This is a genomic window from Pseudomonas ekonensis (assembly GCF_019145435.1).
In the GTDB taxonomy this organism is placed as follows: domain Bacteria; phylum Pseudomonadota; class Gammaproteobacteria; order Pseudomonadales; family Pseudomonadaceae; genus Aquipseudomonas; species Aquipseudomonas ekonensis.
Genome location: NZ_JAHSTS010000001.1, coordinates 1843773 through 1870603, shown reverse-complemented (window position 1 = coordinate 1870603; position 26831 = coordinate 1843773). Strand labels below are relative to the sequence as shown.

22 protein-coding genes are annotated in these 26831 nt (G+C 65.8%); 8 read left to right on the top strand and 14 right to left on the bottom strand.

Annotation, left to right across the window (positions count from 1 at the left end):
- Positions 1–40: 40 nt before the first annotated feature.
- From KVG96_RS08565 to KVG96_RS08555, 3 genes are all read left to right on the top strand, one after another.
- Positions 41–1453: an efflux transporter outer membrane subunit gene (locus KVG96_RS08565; RefSeq protein WP_217891612.1), complete on the top strand. Its 1413-nt coding sequence runs from the start codon at positions 41–43 to the stop codon at positions 1451–1453.
- A gap of 141 nt (positions 1454–1594) precedes the next feature.
- Positions 1595–2200 (top strand): SCO family protein, encoded by a 606-nt coding sequence (locus KVG96_RS08560; RefSeq protein ID WP_085583603.1) that lies wholly within the window; start codon positions 1595–1597, stop codon positions 2198–2200.
- Entirely contained in the window at positions 2200–2679 is a 480-nt protein-coding gene (locus KVG96_RS08555; protein WP_217891611.1) for a copper chaperone PCu(A)C, read from the top strand. The genes KVG96_RS08560 and KVG96_RS08555 overlap by 1 nt, the downstream gene beginning before the upstream one ends.
- A gap of 49 nt (positions 2680–2728) precedes the next feature.
- Here the strand turns inward: KVG96_RS08555 and KVG96_RS08550 are convergent, their stop codons facing one another.
- On the bottom strand, positions 2729–3145 hold the full coding sequence (locus tag KVG96_RS08550) for an organic hydroperoxide resistance protein (protein WP_217891610.1): 417 nt from the start codon (positions 3143–3145) through the stop codon (positions 2729–2731).
- Between the two features lie 194 nt (positions 3146–3339).
- The gene (locus tag KVG96_RS08545; RefSeq protein ID WP_217891609.1) at positions 3340–4368 is read right to left on the bottom strand and encodes a sterol desaturase family protein; all 1029 of its coding nucleotides are present in this window, start codon (positions 4366–4368) and stop codon (positions 3340–3342) included.
- A gap of 287 nt (positions 4369–4655) precedes the next feature.
- Here KVG96_RS08545 and KVG96_RS08540 point away from each other — a divergent pair, with 287 nt between their 5' ends.
- Positions 4656–6866 (top strand): LTA synthase family protein, encoded by a 2211-nt coding sequence (locus tag KVG96_RS08540; protein WP_217891608.1) that lies wholly within the window; start codon positions 4656–4658, stop codon positions 6864–6866.
- 49 nt (positions 6867–6915) lie between these two features.
- Here the strand turns inward: KVG96_RS08540 and KVG96_RS08535 are convergent, their stop codons facing one another.
- On the bottom strand, positions 6916–8946 hold the full coding sequence (locus KVG96_RS08535) for a TonB-dependent receptor (RefSeq protein ID WP_217891607.1): 2031 nt from the start codon (positions 8944–8946) through the stop codon (positions 6916–6918).
- 327 nt (positions 8947–9273) lie between these two features.
- Between KVG96_RS08535 and katG the strand changes: the two genes are divergently transcribed.
- A complete protein-coding gene (gene katG, locus KVG96_RS08530) occupies positions 9274–11541 on the top strand; it encodes a catalase/peroxidase HPI (protein ID WP_217891606.1) in 2268 nt (755 codons plus the stop codon).
- Between the two features lie 140 nt (positions 11542–11681).
- Here the strand turns inward: katG and pepN are convergent, their stop codons facing one another.
- Genes pepN through KVG96_RS08500 form a run of 6 tightly spaced genes read right to left on the bottom strand, consistent with a single transcriptional unit; the run spans position 11682 to position 18198 of the window.
- Entirely contained in the window at positions 11682–14339 is a 2658-nt protein-coding gene (gene pepN / locus KVG96_RS08525) for an aminopeptidase N (RefSeq protein WP_217891605.1), read from the bottom strand.
- A 10-nt stretch (positions 14340–14349) separates the two neighbouring features.
- Positions 14350–15180 (bottom strand): DUF2797 domain-containing protein, encoded by an 831-nt coding sequence (locus tag KVG96_RS08520; RefSeq protein WP_217891604.1) that lies wholly within the window; start codon positions 15178–15180, stop codon positions 14350–14352.
- Positions 15177–15437 carry a YeaC family protein gene (locus KVG96_RS08515; protein WP_085583584.1) on the bottom strand — a complete coding sequence of 87 codons (261 nt, stop codon included), beginning with the start codon at positions 15435–15437 and terminating at the stop codon, positions 15177–15179. Before KVG96_RS08515 ends, KVG96_RS08520 begins: the two co-directional genes overlap by 4 nt.
- A 33-nt stretch (positions 15438–15470) precedes the next feature.
- Positions 15471–16340, bottom strand: a complete 870-nt coding sequence (locus tag KVG96_RS08510; RefSeq protein WP_217891603.1) for a rhomboid family intramembrane serine protease — start codon at positions 16338–16340, stop codon at positions 15471–15473.
- Positions 16337–17308 carry a metallophosphoesterase gene (locus KVG96_RS08505; RefSeq protein ID WP_217891602.1) on the bottom strand — a complete coding sequence of 324 codons (972 nt, stop codon included), beginning with the start codon at positions 17306–17308 and terminating at the stop codon, positions 16337–16339. Before KVG96_RS08505 ends, KVG96_RS08510 begins: the two co-directional genes overlap by 4 nt.
- Positions 17308–18198 (bottom strand): NAD(+) kinase, encoded by an 891-nt coding sequence (locus KVG96_RS08500; RefSeq protein WP_085583578.1) that lies wholly within the window; start codon positions 18196–18198, stop codon positions 17308–17310. The genes KVG96_RS08505 and KVG96_RS08500 overlap by 1 nt, the downstream gene beginning before the upstream one ends.
- Positions 18199–18311: 113 nt before the next feature.
- On the opposite strand from KVG96_RS08500, the gene KVG96_RS08495 reads away from it, so the two are divergent.
- A complete protein-coding gene (locus tag KVG96_RS08495; protein WP_217891601.1) occupies positions 18312–19262 on the top strand; it encodes a DUF1853 family protein in 951 nt (316 codons plus the stop codon).
- 11 nt (positions 19263–19273) lie between these two features.
- Here the strand turns inward: KVG96_RS08495 and KVG96_RS08490 are convergent, their stop codons facing one another.
- Complete coding sequence (locus KVG96_RS08490; RefSeq protein WP_217891600.1) at positions 19274–20557, bottom strand: arsenic transporter; 1284 nt, start codon at positions 20555–20557, stop codon at positions 19274–19276.
- Between the two features lie 306 nt (positions 20558–20863).
- Positions 20864–21421 carry an NADPH-dependent FMN reductase gene (locus tag KVG96_RS08485; protein ID WP_085583572.1) on the bottom strand — a complete coding sequence of 186 codons (558 nt, stop codon included), beginning with the start codon at positions 21419–21421 and terminating at the stop codon, positions 20864–20866.
- Between the two features lie 183 nt (positions 21422–21604).
- Here KVG96_RS08485 and KVG96_RS08480 point away from each other — a divergent pair, with 183 nt between their 5' ends.
- Both KVG96_RS08480 and KVG96_RS08475 read left to right on the top strand, forming a co-directional pair.
- Positions 21605–21841 carry a hypothetical protein gene (locus KVG96_RS08480; protein WP_217891599.1) on the top strand — a complete coding sequence of 79 codons (237 nt, stop codon included), beginning with the start codon at positions 21605–21607 and terminating at the stop codon, positions 21839–21841.
- 85 nt (positions 21842–21926) lie between these two features.
- Positions 21927–22820 (top strand): LysR family transcriptional regulator, encoded by an 894-nt coding sequence (locus KVG96_RS08475; protein ID WP_217891598.1) that lies wholly within the window; start codon positions 21927–21929, stop codon positions 22818–22820.
- Here KVG96_RS08475 and KVG96_RS08470 read toward each other — a convergent pair.
- The 3 genes from KVG96_RS08470 to dnaQ all read right to left on the bottom strand — a co-directional run bounded on the left by KVG96_RS08470 (position 22786) and on the right by dnaQ (position 26721).
- A complete protein-coding gene (locus KVG96_RS08470; protein ID WP_217891597.1) occupies positions 22786–23400 on the bottom strand; it encodes a GNAT family N-acetyltransferase in 615 nt (204 codons plus the stop codon). The genes KVG96_RS08475 and KVG96_RS08470 overlap by 35 nt on opposite strands.
- A gap of 14 nt (positions 23401–23414) precedes the next feature.
- Complete coding sequence (locus tag KVG96_RS08465; RefSeq protein ID WP_217891596.1) at positions 23415–25670, bottom strand: Orn/Lys/Arg family decarboxylase; 2256 nt, start codon at positions 25668–25670, stop codon at positions 23415–23417.
- A gap of 307 nt (positions 25671–25977) precedes the next feature.
- Positions 25978–26721 carry a DNA polymerase III subunit epsilon gene (gene dnaQ, locus KVG96_RS08460; RefSeq protein WP_085583562.1) on the bottom strand — a complete coding sequence of 248 codons (744 nt, stop codon included), beginning with the start codon at positions 26719–26721 and terminating at the stop codon, positions 25978–25980.
- Between the last annotated feature and the right edge of the window lie 110 nt (positions 26722–26831).

The following is a 26831-nucleotide window of genomic DNA, read 5'->3' as shown; positions in this document are numbered from 1 at the left end:
GCACAGCGGCGCCCGTCCTTTGCGTGCATGAGGCTGTTTGATGTCCAGGTTGCCCCTTTCCCTGTTGTGCGCCGCCCTGTTTCTGAGCGGCTGTTCGTTGATCCCCGAGTACCGCCGCCCCGAGTCGCCCAATGCCGCGCAGTATCCGCAAGGCCCGGCGTACGCGGCGAACACGCAACCTGCGGCCAGCGTCGATGACTGGCGGGGGCTGTTCAACGATCCGGCCCTGGAGCGCTTGATCGAAAGCGCCTTGGCCAATAACCGCGACCTGCGGGTGGCGGCGCTCAACGTCGAGGCCTTCCAGGCGCAATACCGGATCCAGCGCGCCGACCTCTTCCCGGCGGTGTCGGCCACCGGCAGCGAGCTGCGCCGGCGCATGCCGCCCAGCGTCACCCGGACCAAGGCGATGATCACCTCGACCTATGCGGTGAACCTCGGGGTCAGCGCCTACGAGCTGGACTTCTTCGGCCGGGTGCGCAGCCTCAGCGAGCAGGCGCTGATGACCTGGCTGTCCACCGAAGAGGCCCGGCGCAGCGCGCAGTTGAGCCTGGTGGCCAACGTCGCCAGCGCCTACCTGACCTGGCGCGCCGACCAGGAACTGCTGGCCCTGACCCAGGAAACCCTGGCCGCCGACGAACAGAGCCTGCGCCTGACCACCCGCAGCCGCCAGGCCGGCAAATCGTCGGCGCTGGAGCAGATCCAGGCGCAGACCAGCGTCGACAGCACCCGCGCCAGCCTGGCGCGCTATCAGCGGCAGGTGGCCCAGGACCTGAACAGCCTGACACTGCTGGTGGGGGCGCCGGTGCCGGAACACCTGCCGGCGCTGCCGCTGGCCAACGACCTGGTGGCGCAGTTGCCGGCGGGGTTGCCGTCGGACCTGCTGCAGCGCCGCCCCGACATCCTTCAGGCCGAGTACAAGCTCAAGGCCGCCAACGCCAACATCGGCGCGGCGCGGGCGGCGTTCTTCCCCAGCGTCAGCCTGACCGCCAATGCGGGAACGTCCAGCACCGACCTGGCCGGGCTGTTCAAGGGAGGCTCCGGCGCCTGGACGTTCCAGCCGCAGCTCAGCCTGCCGGTCTTCAACGCCGGCAGCCTGCGCGCCAGCCTGGACTACGCGAAGCTGCAGAAGGACATCACGGTGGCCGAGTACGAAAAATCGATCCAGACCGCGTTCCAGGAAGTGGCCGACGGCCTCGCGGCGCGCAAGACCTATCAGGATCAGCTCCAGGCCCAGCACGACCTCGTGCAGGCCACCCAGGACTACTACGACATGGCTCAGCACCGCTACCTGAGCGGCGTCGACAGCAGCCTGACGTTCCTCGACGCCCAGCGCTCGCTGTTCAGTTCCCAGCAAGACCTGATCAACGACCGGCTGGCGCAACTGGTCGCCGAAGTGAACCTGTACACCGCCCTGGGCGGAGGCTGGAAGGCACCGCCGGACACCGCCCGCTGATCGCGGCCATTTGTCGCACCATGTGTCTAGACCGCCGTTCGGCAGCCGGGAGCGCTCCCCGCTTTGCTATCATGCGCCGCTTTTACGGTAACCCCGCCCGGACGGCTGCACGCCGACGGGCTCGCAAAGGGCGCTAAATCGATGACCGCTTCGTTGACCCGCCGCCAGGTGCTGGCCGGCATGGGCGTGCTGGGCCTGGGCCTGCTCGCCGGCTGCGACACCCGTGGCGAACTGTCGTACAAGTACGGCAAGGATCTGAGCAACAAGATCCTGGGACGCACCTTCAAGCTCAAGGACACCGAAGGCAACACCCTCACCCTGTCGAGCTTTCGCGGCATGATGCCGATGGTCTTCTTCGGCTTCACCCAATGCCCGGCCATCTGCCCCACCACGCTTGCCCGCGCGGCGAAGATCAAGAAGCTGATGGGCAAGGACGGCGACCGCCTGCAAGTGATCTTCATCACCCTGGACCCTGAGCGCGACACGCCGCAGATCCTCGACACCTACGTCAAGGCGTTCGACCCGAGCTTCGTCGCGCTGTACGGCACCCTGGAAGAGACCAAGGCCACGGCCAAGGAATTCGACGTGTTCTTCGAGAAGGTGCCGGCCGGCGACACCTACACGATCTCCCACACCGCCACCAGTTACGTCTACGACTCCCGGGGCGAACTGCGCCTGGGCCTGTCCCAATCGCTTTCGGCACAAGAGTGCACGGAAGATTTGCTTACCGTTATGGAGGTCTGCTGATGCACCCCGTTCTGAACACCCTCAAACGCGCCGCTTGCGCCCTGTCCCTGCTGGGCCTGGCTTTCCAGGCGTCGGCGCAGACCAAGGTCGATGACGCCTGGGTGCGCGCGACCGTCGCCAGCCAGCCGGCGACCGGCGCATTCATGACCGTCACCGCCGACAGCGACAGCAAACTGGTCAAGGTGGCGTCGCCGGTGGCCAAGGACGTGCAGATCCACGAAATGAGCATGAAGGACGACGTGATGAAGATGGGCCCGGTGGCCTCCGTCGACCTGCCGGCCGGCAAGGCCGTGACCTTCGACCCGAGCGGCTACCACGTGATGCTGATGGGCCTGACCGGCCAGGTGAAGGAAGGCGACAGCGTGCCGCTGACCCTGACCGTCGAGAACGCCAAGGGCGAGCAGGAAACGGTTGAGGTGAAGGCCGCCGTGCGTTCGCTGACCCACATGGAAGGCCACGATCACAGCAAGATGCATTGATCCCCGGCTGAACCGGCCTGCCCGCGCAACGCGGGCGGGCCGCCTGGGCTCAGACCAGTTTCACCTCGACCTGGATGTTGTTGCGCGTAGCCTTGGAATAAGGGCACACCTGGTGCGCATCCTCCACCAGCTTCTGCGCGGCGGCGCGCTCCATCCCCGGCAGGCTCACGTTGAGCCGCGCCTGCAGCAGATACCCTCCGGCATGGGTGCCCAGATCCACTTCGGCGTCCACGGCCACGTCCGCCGGAATGCTGATCTTCTGTTGCGCCCCCACCGCCTTCATCGCGCCGATGAAGCACGCCGACCAGCCGGCGGCGAACAGTTGTTCCGGGTTGGTGCCGCCGCCGTTGCTGCCGGGCGAGGACAGTTTCACGTCAAGGATGCCGTCGGAACTGCGCGAAGCGCCGTCACGTCCGCCGGTGGTGTGGGTCTTTGCGGTGTACAGCACTTTATCGATCTGGCTCATGGCGATCTCCTGATTCAGAGGCACAGCCTGTCGTCTCGGCGCCCCGCCGCTCACCGACAGGCGCACCACCCATTTCGCACAGCCTTCTCACTATAGACGGGCGTTCATGGAACGCTGGGTGTCCGCAAGATTCATGCACACCAGCAAAAACTGTAGGAGCTTGCCTGCAAGCGATGAGGCCGACACAGGCGACATCACCGGTGCCTGACCCGCCACCCTCGTCCCCACACGGATTTTGGGAACAGCTTGCGCGCCGTCTCCACGAACGGCGTGACGACCAGCCCGTACAGCGTCAGGTAACGCCCGCGATCCTGCTCCCCCGTGCCGAAACGCAAGGCCTCGGGCCTCGTTGTGGTCACGTACAGCGTGCCGAACAGCCAGTCCCACAGCGACAGGTTGATGGCGAAGTTCTTGTTGAAGTGGCGCGGTGCGTCGCTGTGGTGGATCTGGTGCTGGGCGGGGCTGTTGAGCACATGCTCGATGGCAGGCCCGAACGACAGCCAGACATGGCTGTGGCGCAGGTTGGCCCCCAGGCTGTTGACGATCAGCACCAGCCAGGTCACGCCGAACAGGGTGTAGCGGCTGACCTCCCCGCCGCAGGCGTACCAGACCGCGCCGGCGAAGGCGCCGAGGCCGGCGGTGATGACGAGCCGCTCGGCCAGCGACTCGACGATGTGGATGCGGCTGGCCGTGGCCGGCACCAGCACCGGCGCCGAATGGTGGACCTTGTGGAACTCCCACAGCCAGCGGGAATGAAAGGCCCGGTGGATCCAGTAATGCAGGAAATCCCTGAACAGGAACACGCCCAGCCCGTAGGACACGGCGAGCAACGGATGATCGGGAAGTTGCTCCCGTGCGCCCCACAACTGCGTGAAAAACCGCTGGTAGTCACCGGAGCGCAGGATGTACGGATCGACCAGTCCGATGACAGGCAACACCAGCGCGACCCGCAGGATGGCCTTGATGAAGTAGTAGCGGTAATCCAGCCACGCCGAGCGGTGGCCGTGGACCCGGCCGCCGCCGATGAACTGCCAGAACGACCCCGCCCCGGTCAGGCCCCGTCGCTTGCGGTGACGGTACAGCCCGTAGGCCACGGCGTAGGACGCCAGCAGAAACGCCACGCCGAGGCGCCCGTTCAGATCGAACAGGCCAAGGAACTGCCCGGTGACCGGAGCGATCACGAAATGGTTGAGGCCAGACGAGAGTTGCGCGAACACATCCACGAGGATCGGACTCCATCAGAGGTTGCGCATTGTAAATCGCAATGTTTCGCAAATGCAGCAGGGTCGGATCAAAGGCATTAATACTTTTTAAATAGGTTGAAACAAAAAAGCGCACCCGGCGCCAATCGCCCGCAGCCCGCCCCTGTGCCCGCGATTCACCGGCCCGGGCCCGCCGGATGCGTCCGGGGCCGATCCTGGCCTGCGTTTAATCGCGCGATCCGAACGCCTGCCCTTGGTATCATCGCGCACACTTTTATGACGGTTTGATGGCTGGAAGGTCTTTTTTCGTGAACGCTCTTTTTCACCGGTTGCGGCATCCTCACGCCCGCCTCCTCTCCCTGATCGCCCTGGTGCTGATCGTGCCTGTGTGCCTGCGTGCGGCGCTGGGCTGGTCATCCACGTTCGGTTACCTGTCGGACCTGGCCGTCGGCAGCCTGCTGGTGGCGCTGCTGCACCGCCGGCCGTGGTGGCTGGCGCTGCCGCTGCTGCTGTTCTGGGGGCTGCTGGCGGTGGCAACCGCGGAACTGGTCAGCGCCGTCGGCCGCCTGCCGAATCCGGCGGACCTGCATTACCTGATCGACCCGCAGTTCGTGGAAAACTCCACCGGCGGCGGGTTCGCCCACCCCGGCGTGGCCGTGGCCCTGCTGCTGGCCCTGGCGCTGTGGCTGCTGACCCGTTGGGCCGGCCGCGCCACCGAAGCGAAGGCATTGCCCCGCGCCGCCTGGGCGGCACCGCTGGTGCTGTTCGGCGCCCATTGGGCCGCGCAGCATGTGGACCCCAGCGACGCCGACCCGTGGCGCCTGTACAACCTGCCCCATCAATTGCTCGCCGCCCAGGTCGCCGACGCCCAGATGCAGGCCGAAGAATGGCTGGCGGGCGACATCGAACACGCCGCCCCGCCCATGGCCGGGCTCACCGACCTGGACCTGAACGGCCACAAGCTGCTGAGCGCCCCGGGGCAGGCCCGCAACGTCCTGATCGTCGCCCTGGAAGGCATCCCGGGCGCCTACATCGGCGCCAACCGCGAGGCCATCGGCAGCCATTACCGGGAAAACCTCATGCCCAACCTCAGCCGCTGGGCCGAGCGCGGCATGAACACCCCGGACTACGTGCTGCACACCCACCAGACCATCCGCGGCCTGTACGCCATGCTCTGCGGCGATTACGACAAGCTCGACAACGGCACGCCCAAGGGCGTCGAGATGCTCACCCAGAACGAACGCAACCAAGCGTGCCTGCCGGCCCAGCTGCGCCAGCACGGTTTCGCCACCCACTACCTGCAAGGCGCCGGCCTGCGGTTCATGGCCAAAGACAAAATCATGCCGCACATCGGTTTCGATGCGACCCATGGCCTTGAATGGTTCACCCGCGCCAACTACCTGGAGTTCCCGTGGGGCAAGGACGACAAGGCGTTCTTCGAAGGCGCGCTGGACTACGTCGCCCAACTGAAGAAGCAGAAGCAGCCGTGGATGCTCACCCTGCTGACCGTCGGCACCCACCAGCCCTACTCCGCGCCGGACGAGTACCTGCAACGCTACGACACGCCGAAACAGGCCGCCGTCGGGTATCTGGACGATGCGCTGGACGTGTTCCTGACCGGCCTCGAACGCCAGGGCGTGCTCAAGGACACGATAGTGGTGATCACCTCCGACGAGTCCCACGGCATCGACGGCGTGCGCCTGGCCTCGTCCTGGGGCTTCAACCTGACCCTGGCCCCGGAGCACGCGCAATTGCCGCGGCTGAACGCCGGGGTCTACGGCCATGTCGACCTCAGCGCCTCGATCCTCGACTACTTCGACCTGCCGGTGCCCGCCGCCCTGAGCGGCCGTTCGCTGTTTCGCGACTACGACACGGGCCGCGAGATCATGTCCTTCACCAACGGCAAGCTGCGCTACCACAACGGCCAGGGCGTGCTGACCGAGTGCGACATGCCGCGCCGCTGCCGGGATTACGCCAGCGCCGGCTTCATCGCCGACAGCGCCACGTTCAAGGGCAACGCCAGCGGCCAGAGCGCACGGCAGATCGCCGCCCGCGCCACCGCGCTGGACCTGTCGCTGCTGCGTTCGCCGCTGAACCAGCGCTACCAGTTCGGCAGCTCCAACGTGATCCCGCTGCAGGCGCAGATCAAGGATGACTGGGCCGACAACCTGATCGGCGCGCAGTACCTGGAGATGCCCAAGGGCTCCCACACCCGCGTGCGCCTGACCGTGCGCTCGGTCGATCCGGCGCAAGCCGCGTTCATCCAGCTCAAGGCCAAGGAGATGGAGCAGGACGTGCAACTGGGCCTGCCGACGGAAATGGTCGCCACCGCCGATCAGCCGCTGGAGATGGACTTCAGCTTCGACAATCCGCTGGCGCGCAAGGCGTTCTCCTTCCACCTGCTGGGTTATGGGGCGGGTGCGGTCGAGGTCAGCGACTTCAGCGTCATCACCGAACTGCCCGGCCAGGACGACCTGCTGGACGACGTGCCGGCGGACGACACGGCACAGTCGAGCTGAGGCCGGCGCCGACGTTCCGCCGGGTGCGGGACGTCGGCGCATCCGTGGATCAGAACGTGGTGCGCAACCCCACCTGAATGCTGCGCCCCTGCGCCGGCGCAATGTCGCGCAGGATCGAACTGGCGTAGCGCACGGTCTGGTCGGTCAGGTTCTCGGCATTGACGAACGCCAGCCATTTGCTCCGGCCGACATCGAAGTTGTAACCCACATTGGCCCCCAGCGTGGTGTAGCCGTCCGTGCTGCTTTCGTTGTCCGGCACGCGATGCTGCGAACTGGCGTGCTCGACATCGAGCCGCGCCTGCCAACGATCCAGGCTCCAGACCAACCCGCTGTTCAGACGCAACGGCGCAATGCGCGGCAGGTCTTCGCCGGTGTCGAGGTTTTTCGCCCGGGTGTAGTCGCCGGACAATTCCAGGGCAAATTTGCCGTAGGCGTTCTCGCCGAGTTCCCAGCGATCCTTCGCCTCGATGCCGCTGAAGCGCGCACGCACGCCCGAATAGGCGTATTCCGGCATGCCGTCGGCGTCCTGCTCGCCCTCATCATTGAGCGTACGACCGGTGCTCAACAGGCCGATGTAGTTGGAGAAGTGGCTGTAGAACACACCGACGCTGCCCTTGTGGATGCCGTTGTCGAAACGCAGCGCCAGGTCGCTGGACACCGCCTTCTCTTTCGACAGGCCGGCATCGCCGACCTCATAGGTGCCGGTGGCCACGTGGGCGCCGTTGGCATACAGCTCGTAGAACGTCGGTGCCCGTTCGGTGTAGCCGAGGGTCGCGGCGACCGACCAGACGGGCGTCAGGGTGTACACCGCGCCGGACGACAGGCTGCCGGCGGTGAAGCTGCTGGAGCGGTCGGCCTCGGCGAAACGCTCCTTGCCCTTGGCGTCCGGATCGACGGTGGTGTGTTCCAGCCGTCCGCCGAGGGTCAGCAGCAACCGCTCCGTGGCTTGCAGCTCCTCCAGGATGAACAGCGCGCCGACGTTGGTGTCGGTCTGCGGCACGAACGCTTCTTCGCCCAGCGCAGAGAATTCATTGCGGCTGACCTGGGCGCCGATCACGCCGTTGAGCGGCCCCAGCGGCTGATGCCGGGCCTCGACCCGCGCTTCGTAGCCCTTGTTCTTGAAGGTGGTGCCGGTCTCGCCGCCTTCGATTTCCCGGTGTTCGTAATCGGTGTAACCGGCGTCGAACTTCACCGAACTGAAGGGGCCGTCCAGGTTGCGGATTTCCGAGGCAAAGGCGTAGTGGTCCTGTTGCATGCGGATACGCACGTCGTCTTCGGCAGGCGAGCCGTAGTTCGAATCGTAATGGCTGTAGGAAAGACCGGCATAACCGTCGTCCCAGGTGTAGGAACTCCCCACCGCGCCGCCGTCCTGGCGACCGTCGCTGTTGGCCAGACGGTGCTTTTTCGCATCACCGTCATCGTCGGCGCGCTCGCGGCCGGTCTTGGCGTATCCGGGGATCTTCAGGTCGTTGAACTCCCGGGAGCTGGCGTCTACGTGCAGGGCAAACTGACCATTGCCCGCCTCCAGCTTGCCGGCGCTGCTGCGGGTGGTGTCGGCGCCGCCGTAGCGCAACTCGCCGGCACCGTGAATGCCGTCGATGGCTTCGGTGGGAATGCGGTTGTCGAAGGTGTTGACCACCCCGCCGATGGCGCTGCCGCCATACAGCAGCGCCGCCGGGCCACGGACAATCTCGACGCGTTCGACGTTGACCGGATCCAGCGGCACCGCATGGTCATAGGACAGCGACGAGGCGTCCAACGCGCCGACGCCGTTGCGCAGGATGCGGATGCGGTCGCCATCCTGGCCCCGGATGATCGGCCGGCTCGCGCCGGGGCCGAAATACGACGAAGAAACGCCCGGTTGCTTGTTCAGGGTTTCGCCGAGGCTGCCCTTCTGCTGAAACGTCAGGTCATCGCCGGACAGCACCGTCGACGGCGAGGCGAGGGCCTGGCTGCCCAGCGGGTTGGCGGTGATGACCTGCGGTTGCAGTTCGAGGGGTTCGGCGGCGAACAGCGGCGATGCGAACAGCAGCGCAGCGGCCAGGGGCGTCAGGCGCCATGGGAGAGGACGGGCAGGCATTTCTGGTTTCCGTAGACAGAAGAGTGAACGTCGCCGGCAGTCATGGACGACACGCCGAGACAGGATGAAACAAAATTAATGTTATACAATAACATTTCTGTTTGCCATCACTGTTCTGCCATCAGAGATGCGGCAACCGCTCAACCACGCGCCTCTCGCGGGTGCATCCCACGCATCGACACGGCGCATCACCCCGTAAAGTCCTGAAAGCTTTCCCCTATCGGCTTCCAATAGTCGGCCTATTAGCCGACTGCCGGAGTCGGGACTAGCCTTACTAGTCCGAAGTCGGCACGAGCCGGCCGCAGAAGACCTGATAAGGACCCGGACATGGCAAACGAATCGAAATGCCCGTTCAATCACGCCGCCGGCGGTGGCACGACGAACCGCGACTGGTGGCCCAACCAACTGAACCTGAAGATCCTCAGCCAGCATTCGCCCAAGTCCGATCCGCTGGGCAAGGACTTCGACTACGCCAAGGCCTTCAAGAGCCTGGACTTCCAGGCCCTCAAACGCGACCTGACGGCGCTGATGACCGACTCCCAGGACTGGTGGCCGGCCGACTTCGGCCACTACGGCCCGCTGTTCATCCGCATGGCCTGGCACAGCGCCGGCACCTACCGCACCGCCGACGGGCGCGGTGGCGCCGGCTCCGGTCAGCAGCGCTTCGCGCCGCTCAACAGCTGGCCGGACAACGTCAGCCTCGACAAGGCCCGGCGCCTGCTGTGGCCGATCAAGCAAAAGTACGGCCGCAACATTTCCTGGGCCGACCTGATCGTGCTGACCGGCAACGTCGCGCTGGAGTCCATGGGCTTCAAGACCTTCGGCTTCTCCGGCGGCCGTCCGGACGTCTGGGAACCCGATGAAGACGTCTACTGGGGTTCGGAAACCACCTGGCTCGGCGGCGACAACCGCTACGGCAAAGGCCCGGACGTGCAGCCGCCTGGCGACGGCACCCTGGTGGCCGAGCCGGCCATCCACGGCAGCGAGGAAAGCCGCACCAACCAGGGCGAGCGCAACCTGGAAAACCCGTTGGCCGCCGTGCAGATGGGCCTGATCTACGTGAACCCGGAAGGCCCTGAAGGCAACCCCGACCCGGTGGCGTCGGCCAAGGACATCCGCGAAACCTTCGGCCGCATGGCCATGAACGACGAAGAGACCGTGGCCCTGATCGCCGGCGGCCACGCGTTCGGCAAGACCCACGGCGCCGGCCCCGCCGACCATGTCGGCCCGGAACCGGAAGCGGCGGGCCTCGAGCTGCAAGGCCTGGGCTGGAAAAGCACCTTCGGCACCGGCAAGGGCGGCGACGCCATCACCAGCGGCCTGGAAGTGACCTGGACCACCACGCCGACGAAATGGAGCAACAACTACCTGGAAAACCTGTTCGGCTACGAGTGGGAACTGACCAAGAGCCCCGCCGGCGCCCACCAGTGGAAACCGAAGAACGGCGCCGGCGCCGGCACCATTCCCGATGCCCACGACCCAAGCAAACGCCGCGACCCGACCATGCTGACCTCCGACCTGGCCCTGCGCTTCGACCCGGCCTACGAGCAGATTTCGCGGCGCTTCCTGGCCAACCCCGACCAGTTGGCGGACGCCTTCGCCCGCGCCTGGTACAAGCTGATCCACCGCGACATGGGCCCGCTGTCCCGTTACCTCGGCCCGGAAATGCCCAACGAGGAACTGCTCTGGCAGGATCCGATCCCGGTGGTCGATCACCCGTTGGTGGGCGACAGCGAAATCGCCGAGCTCAAGAGCAAAGTGCTCGCCTCAGGGCTGACGGTGCCGCAACTGGTCTCCACCGCTTGGGCGTCCGCGTCCACCTTCCGCGGTTCGGACAAGCGCGGCGGCGCCAACGGCGGGCGTCTGCGCCTGGCGCCTCAGGTGTTCTGGGCGGCGAACCAGCCCGAGCAACTGGCCAAGGTGCTGGCGACCCTCGACGGCATCCGCAATCAATTCAACGATAGCCATGGCGGCACGAAAATCTCGTTCGCCGACCTGATCGTGCTGGCCGGCAACGCCGGCGTCGAACAGGCAGCCAAGAATGCCGGGCATTCGGTCACCGTGCCCTTCTCGCCCGGCCGCACCGACGCCACGCAAGAGCAGACGGACGTGGACTCCTTCGGTTTCCTTGAGCCGCAAACTGACGGCTTCCGCAACTACGCCAAGGCCACGTACCGGGTGTCGGCCGAAGCGCTGCTGATCGACAAGGCACAACTGCTCACCCTGTCGGCGCCGGAGATGACCGTGCTGCTCGGCGGCCTGCGGGTGCTGGACACCAACGCCGGGCAAACCAGGCACGGCGTGTTCACCGACCGTCCCGGCACCTTGACCAACGATTTCTTCCGCAATCTGCTGGACATGGGCGTCGAATGGGCGCCGACGTCGAAAGCCGCCGATGAGTTCGAAGGCAAGGACCGCAAGACCGGCAACGTGAAATGGACCGCGACCCGTGTGGATCTGGTGTTCGGTTCCAACGCGCAGCTGCGTGCGCTGGCCGAGGTGTACGCCAGTGCCGATGCGAAGGATCAGTTTGTGAAGGACTTCGTGGCAGCGTGGAGCAAGGTGATGGAGCTGGACCGGTTTGACCTGAAATAACGTCAAGCCAAAACCGGAAGGAGCGAGCCTGCCCGCGATGACAGGCACTGCCCCATTGACGGGTCAGTCGTCATCGCTGGCAAGCCAGCTCCCACAGGGTTCTGTGGGGTGGCCGGCATTTGGGCCACCCCACTTCTACATCAGGCCAGGCTCTTGCTCACCACTTCATACACATCGCTGGACAGCTGGCCGGACGCGAGGATCCGCTCCAGTTCGCCCTTCATCAGCGCCTGACGGGCGCTGTCGTATTTGCGCCAGCGGGTCAGCGGCGCCAGTTGCCGCGAAGCGATCTGCGGGTTGAGAGCGTTCAGCTCGATCACCAGATCCGCCAGGAAGCGATAGCCCGAACCGTCCGCCGCGTGGAAGTTGATCAGGTTCTGCCCGGCGAACGCACCGATCAGCGCACGCACCTTGTTCGGGTTCTTGATGCTGAACGCCGGGTGCTGCATCAGCGCCTTCACCCGCGCCAGGCCGCCCGGCAAGGTGCTGCCGGCCTGCACGCTGAACCATTGGTCCATGACCAGCGGATTGTCCTTGAAGTGCTCGGCGAAGGTGGCCAGGGCCTTGGCCTTCTGCTCTTCGAACGGCGAGTTGACCAGCACGGCCAGCGCCGTCAGGCGTTCGGTCATGTTGTCGCAGGTGTCGAACTGCTCAAGCGTGGCGGCGAGCACCTCAGGCTTGCCGCTGAGCATCAGGTACGACAGCGCGATGTTCTGCAGCGCCCGGCGGGCGAAGTGCTCGGCCTCGGCCACATACGGGGTTTTCTTCGACAGGTCGCGGTTGGCCTGGTAACGCAGCCACAGCGCTTCGAACAGGTTGTCCGCCAGTTGCCGGCGGGCGAACTCCCGGGCGGCGTGGATCGCGTCGACGTCCGCCGTTTCGCTGATCTCGGTCAGGTAGGCTTCGCTCGGCAGCGACAGCATCTCCGCGACCATGGCCTGGTCCAGCGACTCGTCGGCCAGCACGGTGCGCAGGGCCGACACCAGGCGCGGATCCAGCACCAGGGGCTCGCCCTTCTGCTGTTGGGCGATCAGTTCCTGCAGCACCAGCACCGACAGCTGCTGGCCGGCATCCCAGCGGTTGAAGCCGTCGCTGTCGTGCTGCATCAGGAACATCAACTGGTCGCGGCTGTACGGGAAGCTGAGCTTCACCGGCGCGGAGAAGCCGCGCAGCAGCGACGGCAGCGGCTGCCCGGCGATGTCGACGAAGGTGAAGGTCTGCTCGGCTTCGGTCACCGAGATCACCCGGGAGGTGCCCTGCGCCGAGGCTTCGCCCGCCAGGCGCAGCGCGAGGGCATTGCCCTGGCTGTCCAGCAGGCCCAGCTCGACCGGGATCACGAACGGCAGCTTCTCGACCTTGTCCGGGGTCGGCGGGCAGCTCTGGCGGAACGTCAGGCTGTAGGTCTTCGCGGCGGCGTCATAGGACTCGCTCACCGCCAGGCGCGGTGTGCCGGCCTGGCTGTACCAGCGCTTGAACTGGGTCAGGTCGACGCCGTTGGCGTCCTCCATGGCCTTGACGAAATCGTCGCAGGTCACGGCCTGGCCGTCGTGGCGCTGGAAGTACAGGTCGCTGCCCTTGCGAAAGCCCTCGGCGCCCAGCAGCGTGTGGATCATGCCGACCACTTCCGAGCCCTTTTCGTACACGGTCAGGGTGTAGAAGTTGGAGATCTCGATGAAGCTGTCCGGGCGCACGGCGTGGGCCATCGGGCCGGCGTCTTCGGCGAACTGATGGGTGCGCAGGTACGCCACGTCCTGGATGCGCTTGACCGTGGCCGAGTTCATGTCCGAGGAGAAACCGGCGTCGCGGAACACGGTGAAGCCTTCCTTGAGCGACAGCTGGAACCAGTCGCGGCAGGTCACGCGGTTGCCCGACCAGTTGTGGAAGTATTCGTGGGCGACGATGGCCTCGACCCGCTGGTGCGCGGCGTCGGTGGCGGTCTCGGCGCGGGCCAGCACGGCGCTGGAGTTGAAGATGTTGAGGCCCTTGTTCTCCATGGCGCCCATGTTGAAGTCGTTCACGGCGACGATCATGAAGATGTCCAGGTCGTACTCGCGGCCGTAGACCTCCTCGTCCCAGCGCATGGACTTCTTCAGGCTGTTCATGGCGTGCTGGCACTTGTCGATGTTTTCCGGCTCGACATAGATGCGCAGGGCCACGGTGCGCTGGCTCATGGTGGTGAAGCTGTCCTCGACGCACCACAGGTCACCGGCCACCAGCGCGAACAGGTAGGCCGGCTTCATGAACGGGTCTTCCCAGGTTGCCCAGTGCCGGCCGTCTTCGCCGGGGCCCGAGGCGACCGGGTTGCCGTTGGACAGCAGCACCGGGTAGCTGTGCTGCTCGGCCACCACGGTGGTGGTGAACTTGCTCATCACGTCCGGGCGGTCGAGGTAATAGGTGATCTTGCGAAAGCCCTCGGCCTCGCACTGGGTGCAGAACATGCGGCCGGACTTGTACAGGCCTTCCAGCGCGGTGTTGCTCTCCGGGTGAATGCGCACGCTGGTGTCGACCGTGAAGGTCTCGCTGGCCGGATGCAGGGTCAGGTGGCTGTCGCTCAGCTGGTAGTCGGCGGCGCCCAGTTCGCGGTCGGCCAGGGTCACCGACAGCAGTTCCAGCTGCTGGCCGTCGAGCACCAGCGGCGGCAGGCCCGGGCCACGGGCCGGGTTGCGGCGCATCACCAGTTGCGCGTGCACCAGGCTGTGATCCTCGAACAACTCGAAGGTCAGGTGCGTTTCGTCGATCAGGTACTCGGGCGCCTGATAGTCCTTCAGGTAGATCATCTTCGGTTGTTCGGTGCGCATGCTGGCGTCCTTATTGATGCACGGCGAGCTGGTAGGCCGTGTACTTGCGAATGTTGATCACGCCGGTGTCGAAGATCAGGTACTGGCCCTTGACCCCCAACAGGGTGCCTTCGGCAATCGGGTTCTTGTCCAGGTTGAAGCTGACGATTTTGGCCGGGTATTGCTCCACCGGATAGCGGATTTCCAGCGGTTGGACATCGGTCACTTTCTGAATCGCCTGTAGGCCGAATCGCTGCTGCAGGCCCAGCAGGCCTTCGGCGCAGCTGTCGAACAGCCGGTCGCGCACCTGCACCAGGTCCACCGCCTCGGCATCGCCCTTGAGCAAGGCGCGCCAGTTGGTCTTGTCCGCCACCTGGGTGCGCAGCAGATCCTCGACGAACCCCGACTGCTGGCGGGTGGCGACGCGCAGGATCGGCAGCGCCTGGCTGGCGCCCTGGTCGAGCCAGCGGGTCGGCAACTGGGTGGCGCGGGTGATGCCGACCTTGATCCCGGAGGAGTTGGCCAGGTACACGACGTGGTCGGTCATGCAGAATTTTTCGCCCCACTCGGGCTCCCGGCAGGTGCCGGCGTCGTAGTGGCAGCGCTCAGGGCTCATGATGCACACGTCGCACTGGGCCAGCCTGGTCATGCACGGGTAGCAGTAGCCCTGGCTGAAGCTGGTCTTGGTCTTGCGTCCGCAATGGGTGCAGTGGATCGCACCCAGGTACTCCAGACGCAACGTGCTGCCGATCAACGGGTTGACCGGCACCTCGACGCCGTCCAGACGAAACGCGTACTGCACGTCGGCCCCGTCAAGGCGCGCCGACATCTTGCTGATGGAACCGCGGCCGATCTCGATCAATGGATGGCGTCCGACTTGAACAGGATGTTCGGCACTTCGATCGACTTCGACGAGCATTCCTGCGGGCCCATGTAACCGGTGCGCTCTTCCTCGGGCAGGTTCTGGATCTCCCAGGCGATCATCGCCTGCAGCGACAGTTCGCGCTGCTCGGCGGTGAGCTTGTTGCCGTCCGACCATTTGCCGATCTCCACCGCCAGCTTCAGGCTGCGGTAGATGTCCGGGGTGATGTTTTTGATCATTTCGTTGAAAGAGGACATCAGGGTCTCCGGTCTCTTTTTCCAGTAAACGGTTCAGGCGGCCAGTTTACGGCGGTTGTACAAACCGCCCAACAGGCCGGTGAAGCATCCGATGAACAGCCCGCCGACGTGGGCGGCGTTGGCGATCTGGCCGAAACCGATCGCCGAAACCAGCCCGGACAGACACACCAGCAGCCACACCAGCATCATCACCAGCACGCCGCGCGGCAGGCGGTAGGCGGGGTTCGGTGCCAGCAGCTGGAAGATCCAGCAGTGCCCGAGCAGCCCGTAGAGCACGCCGGACAGGCCACCGAACAGGGTCGGTCCGCTGAACAGGTATTGGGCGAAGTTCGACACCAGGCTGAACAGCAGCGTCAGGCCGATCAGGTTGACGCCGCCCTGGCGCGACTCGATCCGCCGCCCCAGCTCCCAGTACCACATGCCGTTCATGGCCAGGTGCAGGATGCCGAAGTGGATCAGCATCGGCGTGACCAGCCGCCACCACTGCCCCGCCGCCAGGCTGTCGGCCAGCGGAGTGAACTGGATGTACTCGCCGACCACGCGGAACTCGAGGAAGGTCAGCCAGCGCATCGTGTCGAGGTTGTCGCCCAGCAGGGTCAGTGCGGCGACGACCAGCGTCAGCAGCAGGACCGACGCCGTGGCTTTGGCGTACTTCAGCTGTTCGACGAAGCCCGGACGGCTGAGGGGCTGCCTCGCCGGGATGTCCAGCTGCAGGTCCGGGTCGCCGGCCGGGAAGCGCTCGTAGAGCGAACGCACGTCGTCGCTGATCTCCGCCGGCACCCACAGCACCTGCTCGCCCGCCTCTTCGCTGACGCGGTGGGGCACCTGCATGCGCTGCAGCAGTTGGACGAAACCGCTCAGATCCGCCGCCAGGGGCAGGCGCAACACCGCCACCGCGCTCATCGCAGCACCTCCGGCCGCTCGACGTCGACCCAGACGAATTTATGCGGATCGAGGCGGGTTTCCTGATCCAGACGATAGGCCACCAGCTTGCCGTACAGCACCGCGCTGTAGTCCAGGCAGGCGAGGTTCGGCCGGATCGGCGCCGGCTTGCCGCTGCGCCAGTAGTGGCCGACGAACAGCAGGGGCTCGTCGATGCCGTAGCGCAACAGGCTGTTTTTCTCGCTTGAGGTCAGCGGTTTCTGCGCCACCGGCTCGGGCAGCGCGTCGGGCTGGAACACGATGTCGCCGTAGGTCTGCGGATCGTCCTCCCAGAACTTGGTGCGGAAGAACGAACGCACCAGGCCGTCGCCGCTGGTCATGGTCAGGCCGTCCGGCAGGCGCATGTCGGTGCCGCGCAGCAGGCGGTCGAACACGGTGCAGGCGAAGCTGCCCGGCACGGCCGAGTCCTGGAGGAAGTGTTCGTCGATGCGCGCATCGGGGAACAGGCCGCGCAACGGTTCGATCATGCCGGCATCCCAGCAGGCGTGCACCACACGGAAGCGCCCGGCGTCCGCCACCAGCGGCAGCTCGTAGAACCATTGCAGGAAGTCGTGCCAGTCGTGCGGATGCTGCTCGAACTGGGTCAGGGTCTCGTGCAGCAGGCGCGCATGGCGCGGCGTGTGCTCGCGCACGAACTGCTTGCCGCTGCCGGGCAGCGCCGGCGTGCTCCAGCCCAGGGCGTTGAATTCGTGGTTGCCCATGATGCACAGCGCCTGGCCGGCCTCGACCATGTCGTGGACGATGTGCAGCGCCTCGCGGATCCGCGGGCCGCGGTCGATGATGTCGCCGACGAACACCGCCATGCGCGACGGATGCCGCCAGATGCCGCCCTGCTTGTGGTAGCCGAGCCGGTCCAGCAGATGCTCCAGCGTCAGGGCGCAGCCGTGCACGTCACCGATCAGGTCGTAACTTCGCGCAGGATCGAGCATCACTCGCCTCCGCCACCCAGCCTGCTGCCCCAGCCGAGCTTGGTGCGGCAGACTTCGTAGTAGTTGTGGTCCAGCGGATGGATCAGGCGCAGCTTCTGCGCCTTCTTGCTGACGGTGATGGTGTCCCCCGGCGCGCAGGTGAAGTGGTTCTGCCCGTCGCAGGACACTTGCGGGTAGATCTGCATATCTTTGGACACGACGATTTTCAGCTCACTGTTGCCATCGACCACGATGGGCCGCCCGGACAAGGTATGGGGGTACATCGGCACAATCACAATGGCGTCGAGCTTGGGATGCATGATCGGGCCGCCGGCGGACAAGGCATAGGCCGTGGAGCCGGTGGGCGTGGAGACGATCAGGCCGTCGGCCTTCTGGCTGCAGACGAACTGGCCGTCGATGTACAGCTCGAACTCGATCATCCGCGTCGACTTGCCGGGGTGCAGCACCACGTCGTTCAGCGCATCGCCCTGGCCGATGGCTTCGGCGTGGCGGCGCACCTCGGCCTGGAGCAGGAAGCGGTTCTCCACCAGGTAGTGGCCGTCGAGCACTTCGGCGACCTTGACCTCCAGCTCGTCCGGGCGGATGTCGGTGAGGAAGCCGAGGCTGCCGCGGTTGATCCCCAGCACCGGAATGTTGTGCCGCGCCAGCGCCCGTGCGGCGCCGAGCAGGCTGCCGTCGCCGCCGACGACGATGACCATGTCGCAGACCTCGCCGAGCATCTTGCGCGAGGACGTCTGCAGGCCGTGGCCCGGCAGGACTTCGGCGATGGTGTCTTCGAGGATCACGTGCAGGTGACGATCGAGCAGAAAGCGTTTCAGTCGGCGGACGGTATCCAGCACCTGGGAGCTGCCCAGGCGACCGATGATGCCGATATTACGAAATTGCTCCATGGGACTCCTGCGGGGCGGATGCGGCGAAAAGCACGATTATGGGCGAAAGCGGCGCATAGACAAAATCCTTTCAGCCACAAGGGCGTACCCGCGTTTGGGGCTATGCTCGCAAGATGATCCTATTTCCCGATTTGCTCCAGTTGCCCCACCGCCTGCGCCACCCTGAGGTGCGCGATCTGGCGTGGGTGATCCTCGCCCCGCCGATGCTGGCCGCCACGCCGTGGCCGCAGCGTCACCCGCTGGCCGCCAGCGACTGGGTGAGCGATCCCGAACGGCTGGAGCACTGGCTGCGCCGGCTCGACCGCGACAGCTACGGCCTGCTGCACTGGCTGTCCCAGGCCCGCACCCGGCGGTTGGGCCTGTACTACGAACGGCTGTGGCAGTTTGCCGTGGAGCACGCGCCGGGCATCGAACTGATCGCCGCGAACCTGCCGATCCGCCGCGAGGGCCACACCCTGGGCGAACTGGACATGCTGCTGCGCGACCGCGACGGCGTGCATCACCTGGAACTGGCGATCAAGCTCTACCTCGGCCCGCAGAACGGCGGCGGCCAGGATCCGGCGCAGTGGCTGGGGCCCGGTTGCCATGACCGGCTGGACCGCAAGCTGGCGCACCTGAGCGAGCACCAGTTGCCGATCTCCGCCCGGCCGGAAAGCCGCGAAGCGCTGGCGGCGCTGGATGTCGGGCCGTTCAGCGCGCAATTGTGGCTCGGCGGCTACCTGCTGTACCCGTGGCCCGGAGAATCCCAACCGCCCAACGGCGCCCATCCGCAGCATTTGCGCGGCAGCTGGCTGCACCAGAAGGACTGGCCGGCGTTCGTCGCGCAGCGGCCGGCCGGACGCTGGCAACCCCTGCCCCGCCACGCCTGGCTGGCGCCGGCCCGCTACCCGGCGGACCAGACCTGGAGCAACGGCCATCTGCAAGCCTGGCTCGATGCGCTGGAACCGCTGGCCCCGGCGCAATTGATGGTGCGCCTGACCGAAAACGCCCGCGGCGAATGGGAAGAGGCCGAGCGGCTGTTCCTGGTGTCCGACCTGTGGCCGAACGTGCCCGGCCAGGTTTGAGGCCGGTGCGGTTACAGCGAAAGCCGCACCGCCAGCGCCGCCAACGTCACCAGCAGCACCGGCACCGTCAGCACGATCCCGACCTTGAAGTAATACCCCCAACCGATGCGGATGTCCTTGCGCGCCAGCACATGCAGCCAGAGCAAGGTCGCCAGGCTGCCGATCGGGGTGATCTTCGGCCCCAGGTCGCTGCCGATCACGTTGGCGTAGACCATCGCCTCCTTCACCACGCCCGTGGCCTGGCTGGCGTCGATGGACAGCAGGCCGATCAGCACCGTCGGCAAGTTGTTCATGACCGACGACAGCAACGCCGTCAGCACCCCGGTGCCCAGCGCCGCGCCCCATACGCCCTGCCCGGCGAAGACATCGAGCCAGCCGGCCAGATAGCCGGTGAGCCCGGCGTTGCGCAGGCCGTAGACCACCAGGTACATGCCCAGGGAAAAGATCACGATCTGCCAGGGCGCCTCTTTCATCACCTTGCGCGTGGAGATCCGGTGCCCGCGGGCGGCGATGGCCAGCAGCAGCGTGGCGCACGCGGCGGAAATGAAACTGATCGGAATGCCCAGCGGTTCCAGGGCGAAGCAGCCCGCCAGCAGGATCAGCAGCACCGCCCACCCGGCGTAGAACGTGGGCTTGTCGTGGATCGCCGTTTCCGGGCGTTCCAGCTGCTCAGGGTCGTAGGCCTTGGGGATGTCGCGCCGGAAGAACCACAGCAGCATGCCCAGCGTCGCGGCCACGCTCACGAAGTTGACCGGCACCATCACCGCCGCATAACGGTTGAAGCCGATGCGGAAGAAGTCGGCGGAAACGATGTTGACCAGGTTCGACACCACCAGCGGCAGGCTCGCGGTGTCGGCGATGAAACCGGCCCCCATCACGAACGCCAGGGTCGCGGCGGGGGAAAACCGCAGCGCCAGCAGCATCGAGATCACGATGGGCGTGAGGATCAGCGCCGCGCCGTCGTTGGCGAACAGCGCCGACACCAGCGCGCCGAGCAGCACCATGAACGCGAACAGCTTGCGCCCGCTGCCCCGCCCCCACCGCGCCACGTGCAACGCGGCCCAGGCGAAGAACCCGGCCTCGTCGAGCAACAGACTGATGATGATCAGGGCGACAAAGGTGCCGGTGGCGTTCCAGATGATCTGCCACACCAGCGGAATGTCAGACAGGTGCACCACCCCGAACAGCAGCGCCAGCACCGCACCGAACGTCGCGCTCCAGCCGACGCCGAGGCCTTTGGGCTGCCAGATCACCAAAGTGATGGTCAGCAGGAAAATCAACGACGCAGCCAGCATCCGCGAAAGCCTTCATGAAATGGAAACGCGGACAATGCCCGAATGTGGGACAGGAAAAAAGCCTGGGGGAGCGGCCGGTCATTCAGATCGACTGAGACTGACACGACGCCATCGCTGGCGAGCCAGCTCCCACAAGGATCTCCGTTGGCCGCAGCGTTTGCGTTCATCGCAGAACACTGTAGGAGCCAGCCTGCTGGCGATGGTGTCAGAGCAGGAGCGCAACTCTTGTGGGAGCGGGCTTGCCCGCGATGACGTCAGTCGGGGCACCGCAAGACATCAGGCCACTCCGTCAGACCGGTCGGCCGATCACTTCTTGTGCTGCTCCACCCACTGCCCATAAGCATCGATGAAGCCCTGAAGGAACGGCCGCACCGACTCGTTCAGTTTGCCCGCCTCGTCAAACGCCGAGCCGGCGCCGCCCAGGTAGGCTTCGGGCTGCTGCATGCACGGCACATTGAGAAACACGAAGGACTGGCGCAGATGCTGGTTGGCGCCGAAACCGCCGATGGCGCCGGGCGAAACGCTGATCACCGCCCCCGGCTTGCCGCTCCAGACGCTCTTGCCGTAAGGCCGGGAGCCGACATCGATGGCGTTCTTCAAGGGCGCCGGCACCGAGCGGTTGTATTCCGGGGTGACAAACAGCACTGCGTCGGATGAAGCCACTTGCTGACGGAAAGTCCTGTAGGCTGCCGGCGGCGAATCACCGTCGATGTCTTCGTTGTAAAGCGGCAGGTCGCCGATTTCGACAATGTTCAGCTTGAGGTTCGCCGGCGCCAGCTCCGCCAGAGCCAGGGCGACCTTGCGGTTGAGCGACGCTTTGCGGAGGCTGCCGACCACTACTGCGACGTTGTAGACATTGCTCATGGGAAGACTCTCGACTGTCCGTGGGAGGAGCCTGTAGTTATAGATGGTCCGCCGGCGTTTTCACCAGGCGCCCGGGAAATCCCGGTGCACGCATTATTTTTTTCCTGTAGGAAAACTTACCGCGCCCGATGACGGTCTACCCAGCCGTCAATCCAGCGTTTTATCTCCAGAGGTTCTAAACAGATGGCAGCAGTACTCGTCGGTCAGTTCCATGCAAGAGATGCGGAAGGCCGCGTTTATTCCGTGCATGAGTACCAGGAATCCACCCCGTCGGCAGACGGACTCACCGGCACGGAGCCCGTCACCACCTACAAGCTGGCGATCGGCGATCGCATCAACAAGATCGACGAAAACGAATTCCTGCTGGTGCAGTCCGGCATCACCCTGATCCGCGAACCCGATTCCGTCATCGCTTCATAACCGGCCGTTATGAGCAGAAGTCTTCCGTGCCGAGTTGGGGTAGGATTCAGCCACTGACCCCAACCGCCGGACATGGACTTGCCGCATGCGTTTACGTCATATCGAAGTGATTCAGGCGCTGCTGCAGACCGGCCATGCAGGCACCGCGGCCGAATGGCTGCAATTGTCGACGGCCGAGGTCGAAGCGCGGTTGCGCGAAGCCGAGAGCGAATTGGGGTTCATGCTGTTCGCCAGCGTCCGCGGACGGCTCCAGGCCACCCCGGAAGCCAAGGCGCTGCAAGTCGAGATCGGCCACATTTACGAAGCGCTGGAGCCGGTGCAGCGCCTGGCCGACAGCCTGCGCCAGTACCTCGCCCCGCCCCTGCGGATCACCGGCACACCGCCGCTGGCCCAGCAACTGCTGCCGCAAAGCTTCGCCGCCCTGCGCCGGCGCCTGCCGGACGCCCCCTGCACCCTGTTCAGCGAACCGACCCGTGACATCGTCCGCCGCCTGCTGCTGCGCGAATGCGACCTGGGCCTGAGCCTGCACGATCCCGAACACCCCGACATCCATTGCCAGGCGCTGGCCCAGGGCAAGCTGCAACTGCTGGCGCCCCACGGCTGGCTGCAACCGAAGCAGAAGTACGTTTCCCTGCCGGACCTGGCGGGCCAGGCGATGGTCGGCCTGGAGGGCCAGGATCCGCTGAGCCCGGCGCTGGAACACAAGCTTCAGGCGCTGAGCCCGGCGCCGACCGTCCGCACCCGCGTGCAGACCCACCAGATGATGCGCAGCATGGTCGAAGCCGGCGAAGGCCTGGCCATCGTCGACCCGTTCACCGCCCTGGGCGCCCGCGCCGCCGGCCTCGATGCGTGCCCGCTGTCGCCGGCGGTGCCGGTCAGCCTCTACGCCCTGACCTACCGGCACGCCCCGTCGCCGGCGGCCATCCAGACGCTGCTCGCCCTCGTCACGGAACAAGCCTTGGCGATGTTGGCGGGCTGACCGGCCCTTCCAGCGGGTTGTCGAACAACCGATACCAGAACAGCGCCACTTCGGCGGTGTTCGGATCGATGCCGCGGTAGCGCAGGTGATCGATGCCGCCGATCACATAGCCGCAACGCTCGTACAGCCGGCAGGCGCCGAGGTTGTTGTTCTGGGTTTCGAGCATGATGCCCGGCAGTTTCTTCTTGCGGCTCCAGAACTGCGCCACATCCAGCAATGCCTTGGCCACCCCGTGGCGCCGCGCCGGGGCGTGCACCGCCAGCTCGTCGATATGGGCAAAACCGTTCCAGTTGGTACTGACCACCAGATGGCCGACCGGCTCGTCGCCCAGGTAGGCCATGAAGATTTCGCTGTCGGCGGCGTCGCGGTAGCTGCTGAACTCTTCAGGGTCGATGCCGTAGCACTTGCGGTACGGCACGATGGGCGTCACGGCCCATGCCGCCACAGGCTGGCCGATCTGGGCGGCGCCGTAGGCGCTGACTTCGAAGCTGAAGTCGCTGCCCCAGATGTACGCGGCAAAGCCCTCGTCGGCGACCCGCACCGACAGGCCGGGATGTTTCGGGTTCATAAGCGCTTGCATAGGGTTGTACGTCCTCATTCCTTGACGCAATCGACGGTGTACGACCGTCCGTTGCCATGGTCGTCATGTTGCAGTCCATGCACATCCGCCACGAAACCTGGGAAGCTTGCATCGAACGTGCGGGCAAACTTCAGGTATTCGATGATCGAACGGGTAGCCTCGGTGAAGCGTTCGCCCGGCATGATCAGCGGGATGCCCGGCGGGTAAGGCACCAGCATCACCGCCGCCACCCGCCCTTCCAGCTCATCGATGGGCACGGCCTCGACCTCGCCGCGCACCAGTTGGTCGTAGGCGTGGGCCGGCTTCATGGCGATCTCCGGCAGCACGGTGTACATGCGCTTGAGGTGCCTGGCCGTGGCGTTGGTGCGGTAGCAGTCGTGCAATTGGTCGCACAGGTCGCGCAGGCCCATGCCGCGGTAGCGCACCGTGTCTTCCTGGGCGACGCACGGCAGGCAGGTGGCGAGGCTGACGTTGGCGTCGTAGCTGCGCTTGAACTCCAGCAGCTCGGTCAGCAAGGTGCTCCACTTGCCCTTGGTGATGCCCATGGAGAACAGCACCAGGAACGAATACAGGCCGGTCTTCTCCACCACCAGCCCGCGCTCCCACAGGAACCGACTGACCACCGCCGCCGGAATCCCCTTTTCGCTCAAGGCGCCGCCGGCGTTAAGGCCGGGCATCACCAACGTGACCTTGATCGGGTCGAGCAGCACGTAATCGTCGCCGACCTCGCCGAACCCGTGCCAGTCCGCCTCGGGCTGCAGCAGCCAGTCCTCGGTCTTCACCCGGTCGGTGCCTTCGACGCCCGGCGGCTGCCAGATCGAGAACCACCAGTCATCGGCCGCGATGTGCTGGCGCAGGTTGGCCAGCGCGCGGCGGAAACTCAAGGCCTCGTCGAAGGTTTCCTGCAGCAGCGAACGGCCGGCCGGCCCTTCCATCATCGCCGACGCCACGTCCAGCGAAGCGATGATGCTGTACTGCGGCGACGTCGAGATGTGCATCATGAACGCTTCGTTGAAACGGTCGCGGTCCAGTTGCCGCGCCCCGCCGTCCTGGACATGGATCATCGACGCCTGGCTGAACGCCGCCAACAGTTTGTGGGTGGAATGGGTGGTGAACACCAGCGGGCTGTCGGCGCTGCGCGAGGTGGCCATGCCATAGCGGCCGGCGAAGAACTCGTGGAACGCGGCGTACGCATACCAGGCCTCGTCGAAATGCAGCACCTGCACGCTGTTGCCCAGGCTTTGCTTGATCAGCTCGGCGTTGTAGCACAGGCCGTCGTAGGTGGAGTTGGTGACCACCGCCAGCTTGACCTTCGGCTCGCGCCCCTGGGTCAGCGGGCTGGCATCGATCTTGGCCTGGATCGACTCGCGGCTGAACTCGCTCAGGGGAATGGGGCCGATGATCCCCAGGTCATTGCGCTCCGGGCACAGGTACAGCGGAATCGCGCCGGTCATGATGATCGCGTGCAGCACCGACTTGTGGCAGTTGCGGTCCACCAGCACCAGGTCATCGCGCCCGACCATCGAATGCCAGACGATCTTGTTGGCGGTCGAGGTACCGTTGATCACGAAGAAGGTGTGGTCGGCGCCGAAGTTGCGCGCCGCCCGCGCTTCGGCCTCGGCCAGGGGACCGGTATGGTCGAGCAGCGAACCGAGCTCGGGCACCGACACCGACAGGTCCGAGCGCAGGGTGTTCTCGCCGAAGAACTGGTGGAACGCCTGCCCCACCGGACTCTTGTGGTACGCCACCCCGCCGCCGTGGCCGGGGGTGTGCCAGGAATAGTTGGAGTCGGCGGTGTGCTGCACCAGTGCCTTGAAGAACGGCGGCAGCAGCCCGTCCAGGTACTTGCGCGCCGCCCGCGCCACTTGCCGGGCGAGGAACGGCACGGTGTCTTCGAACAGGTAGAGAATGCCGCGCAGTTGGTTGAGCTCGGCCATGGCGTCGGCCGGGGCATTCTCCAGGGTCACCTGCTCGCCCAAGGCGAAGATCGGCAGCTCCGGCGCCCGCACCCGGGCCAGCCCGATCAGTTCGGCCATGTTGTGCAGCAAATGCGAGTTGGTGCTGGCGTCTTCGGCGGCGATCAGCATGCACGCCAGGCCATGATGGGTGGACGCCACCAGCCGGCCCTCGGTGTAGTCCGTGGCCGACACGACTTTGAATCCTTCCTGCTCCAGCTCCCGGGCGATGCCCCGGATACGCTCGCCGGCAACCGTGTCGGCCTTGATGTCGCGGTGGACGATCAACACCGGAAACTTCAAATCTTTGTACATGGGGCCCAGAGTCCTGAGGCGGCAGCGCGCAGCGTGCCAATGTCCTCAGGGTAGAGGGTCAACGCGGTTGTGGCGAGGGTGGCCAGTTGGCTCCATGTCCGGGGAAGCGGTGCTTGCGCGAAACGCTCGCCGGCCATCTTGTGGCTTGTGGCTTGTGGCTTGCGGCTTGCGGCTTGCGGCTTGCGGCTTGCGGCTTGCGGCTTGCGGCTTGCGGCTTGCGGCTTGCGGCTTGCGGCTTGCGGCGCGGCTTGCGGCTTGCGGCTTGCGGCTTGCGGCGAGGAGCTTGCTCCCTCGCCGCAGCAGCTCCCTATGCCTGGGACTCGATCAGTTGCGTCCACAGCGCCGGGCCGCCGGCGGACTTGGCGATGATTTCGAGGCGCGCCGCGTGCTGCGCCAGTTCGTCTTCGCTGGCACGGATGATCCGGCCCGGTTGGCGGTCGGCCGGCAGGCGCCGGATCTCAGACGCGCGCCCGCTGCTTTCGCCGGATCCGTCGGAGGCGTTGCCGGCCAGGGACAGGCTGGTCTGGCCGCCGGTCATGGTCAGGTAGACGTCGGCGAGGATCTCCGAGTCGAGCAATGCGCCGTGCAGCTCACGGCCGGAGTTGTCCACGCCATAACGCTTGCACAGCGCGTCGAGGCTGTTGCGCTGGCCCGGGTGGCGCTCCCGCGCCATCATCAGGGTGTCGAGGATCGAGCAGTGACGGGTGATGTCAGCCCTGTCCTGCTGGCCCAGCAAGGCGAATTCGTTGTTGATGAAGCCGACGTCGAACGCCGCGTTGTGGATGATCAGCTGCGCGCCGTTGATGAATTCGAAGAACTCGTCGGCCACTTCGGCGAAGCGTGGCTTGCCGACCAGAAACTCGTTGGTGATGCCGTGAACGCCGATCGCGCCCTCGTCGCTTTCGCGGTCCGGTTGCAGGTACACGTGAAAGTGCCGGCCCGTCAGACGGCGGCCCATCAACTCGACGCAGCCGATCTCGATGATCCGGTGGCCGTCGGTCACCGGCATGCCGGTGGTTTCGGTATCGAGTACAACGGATCTGGTGGCCATCAGTGTTCAGCTCTCAACGGGTGCAATCGGACAAAGGCGGCGATGGTATCACGCTCGCCGCAGGGTTTCAGGTGGAGCGCGCCGCGCCCATCGCCGGCAGGCCGGCTCCC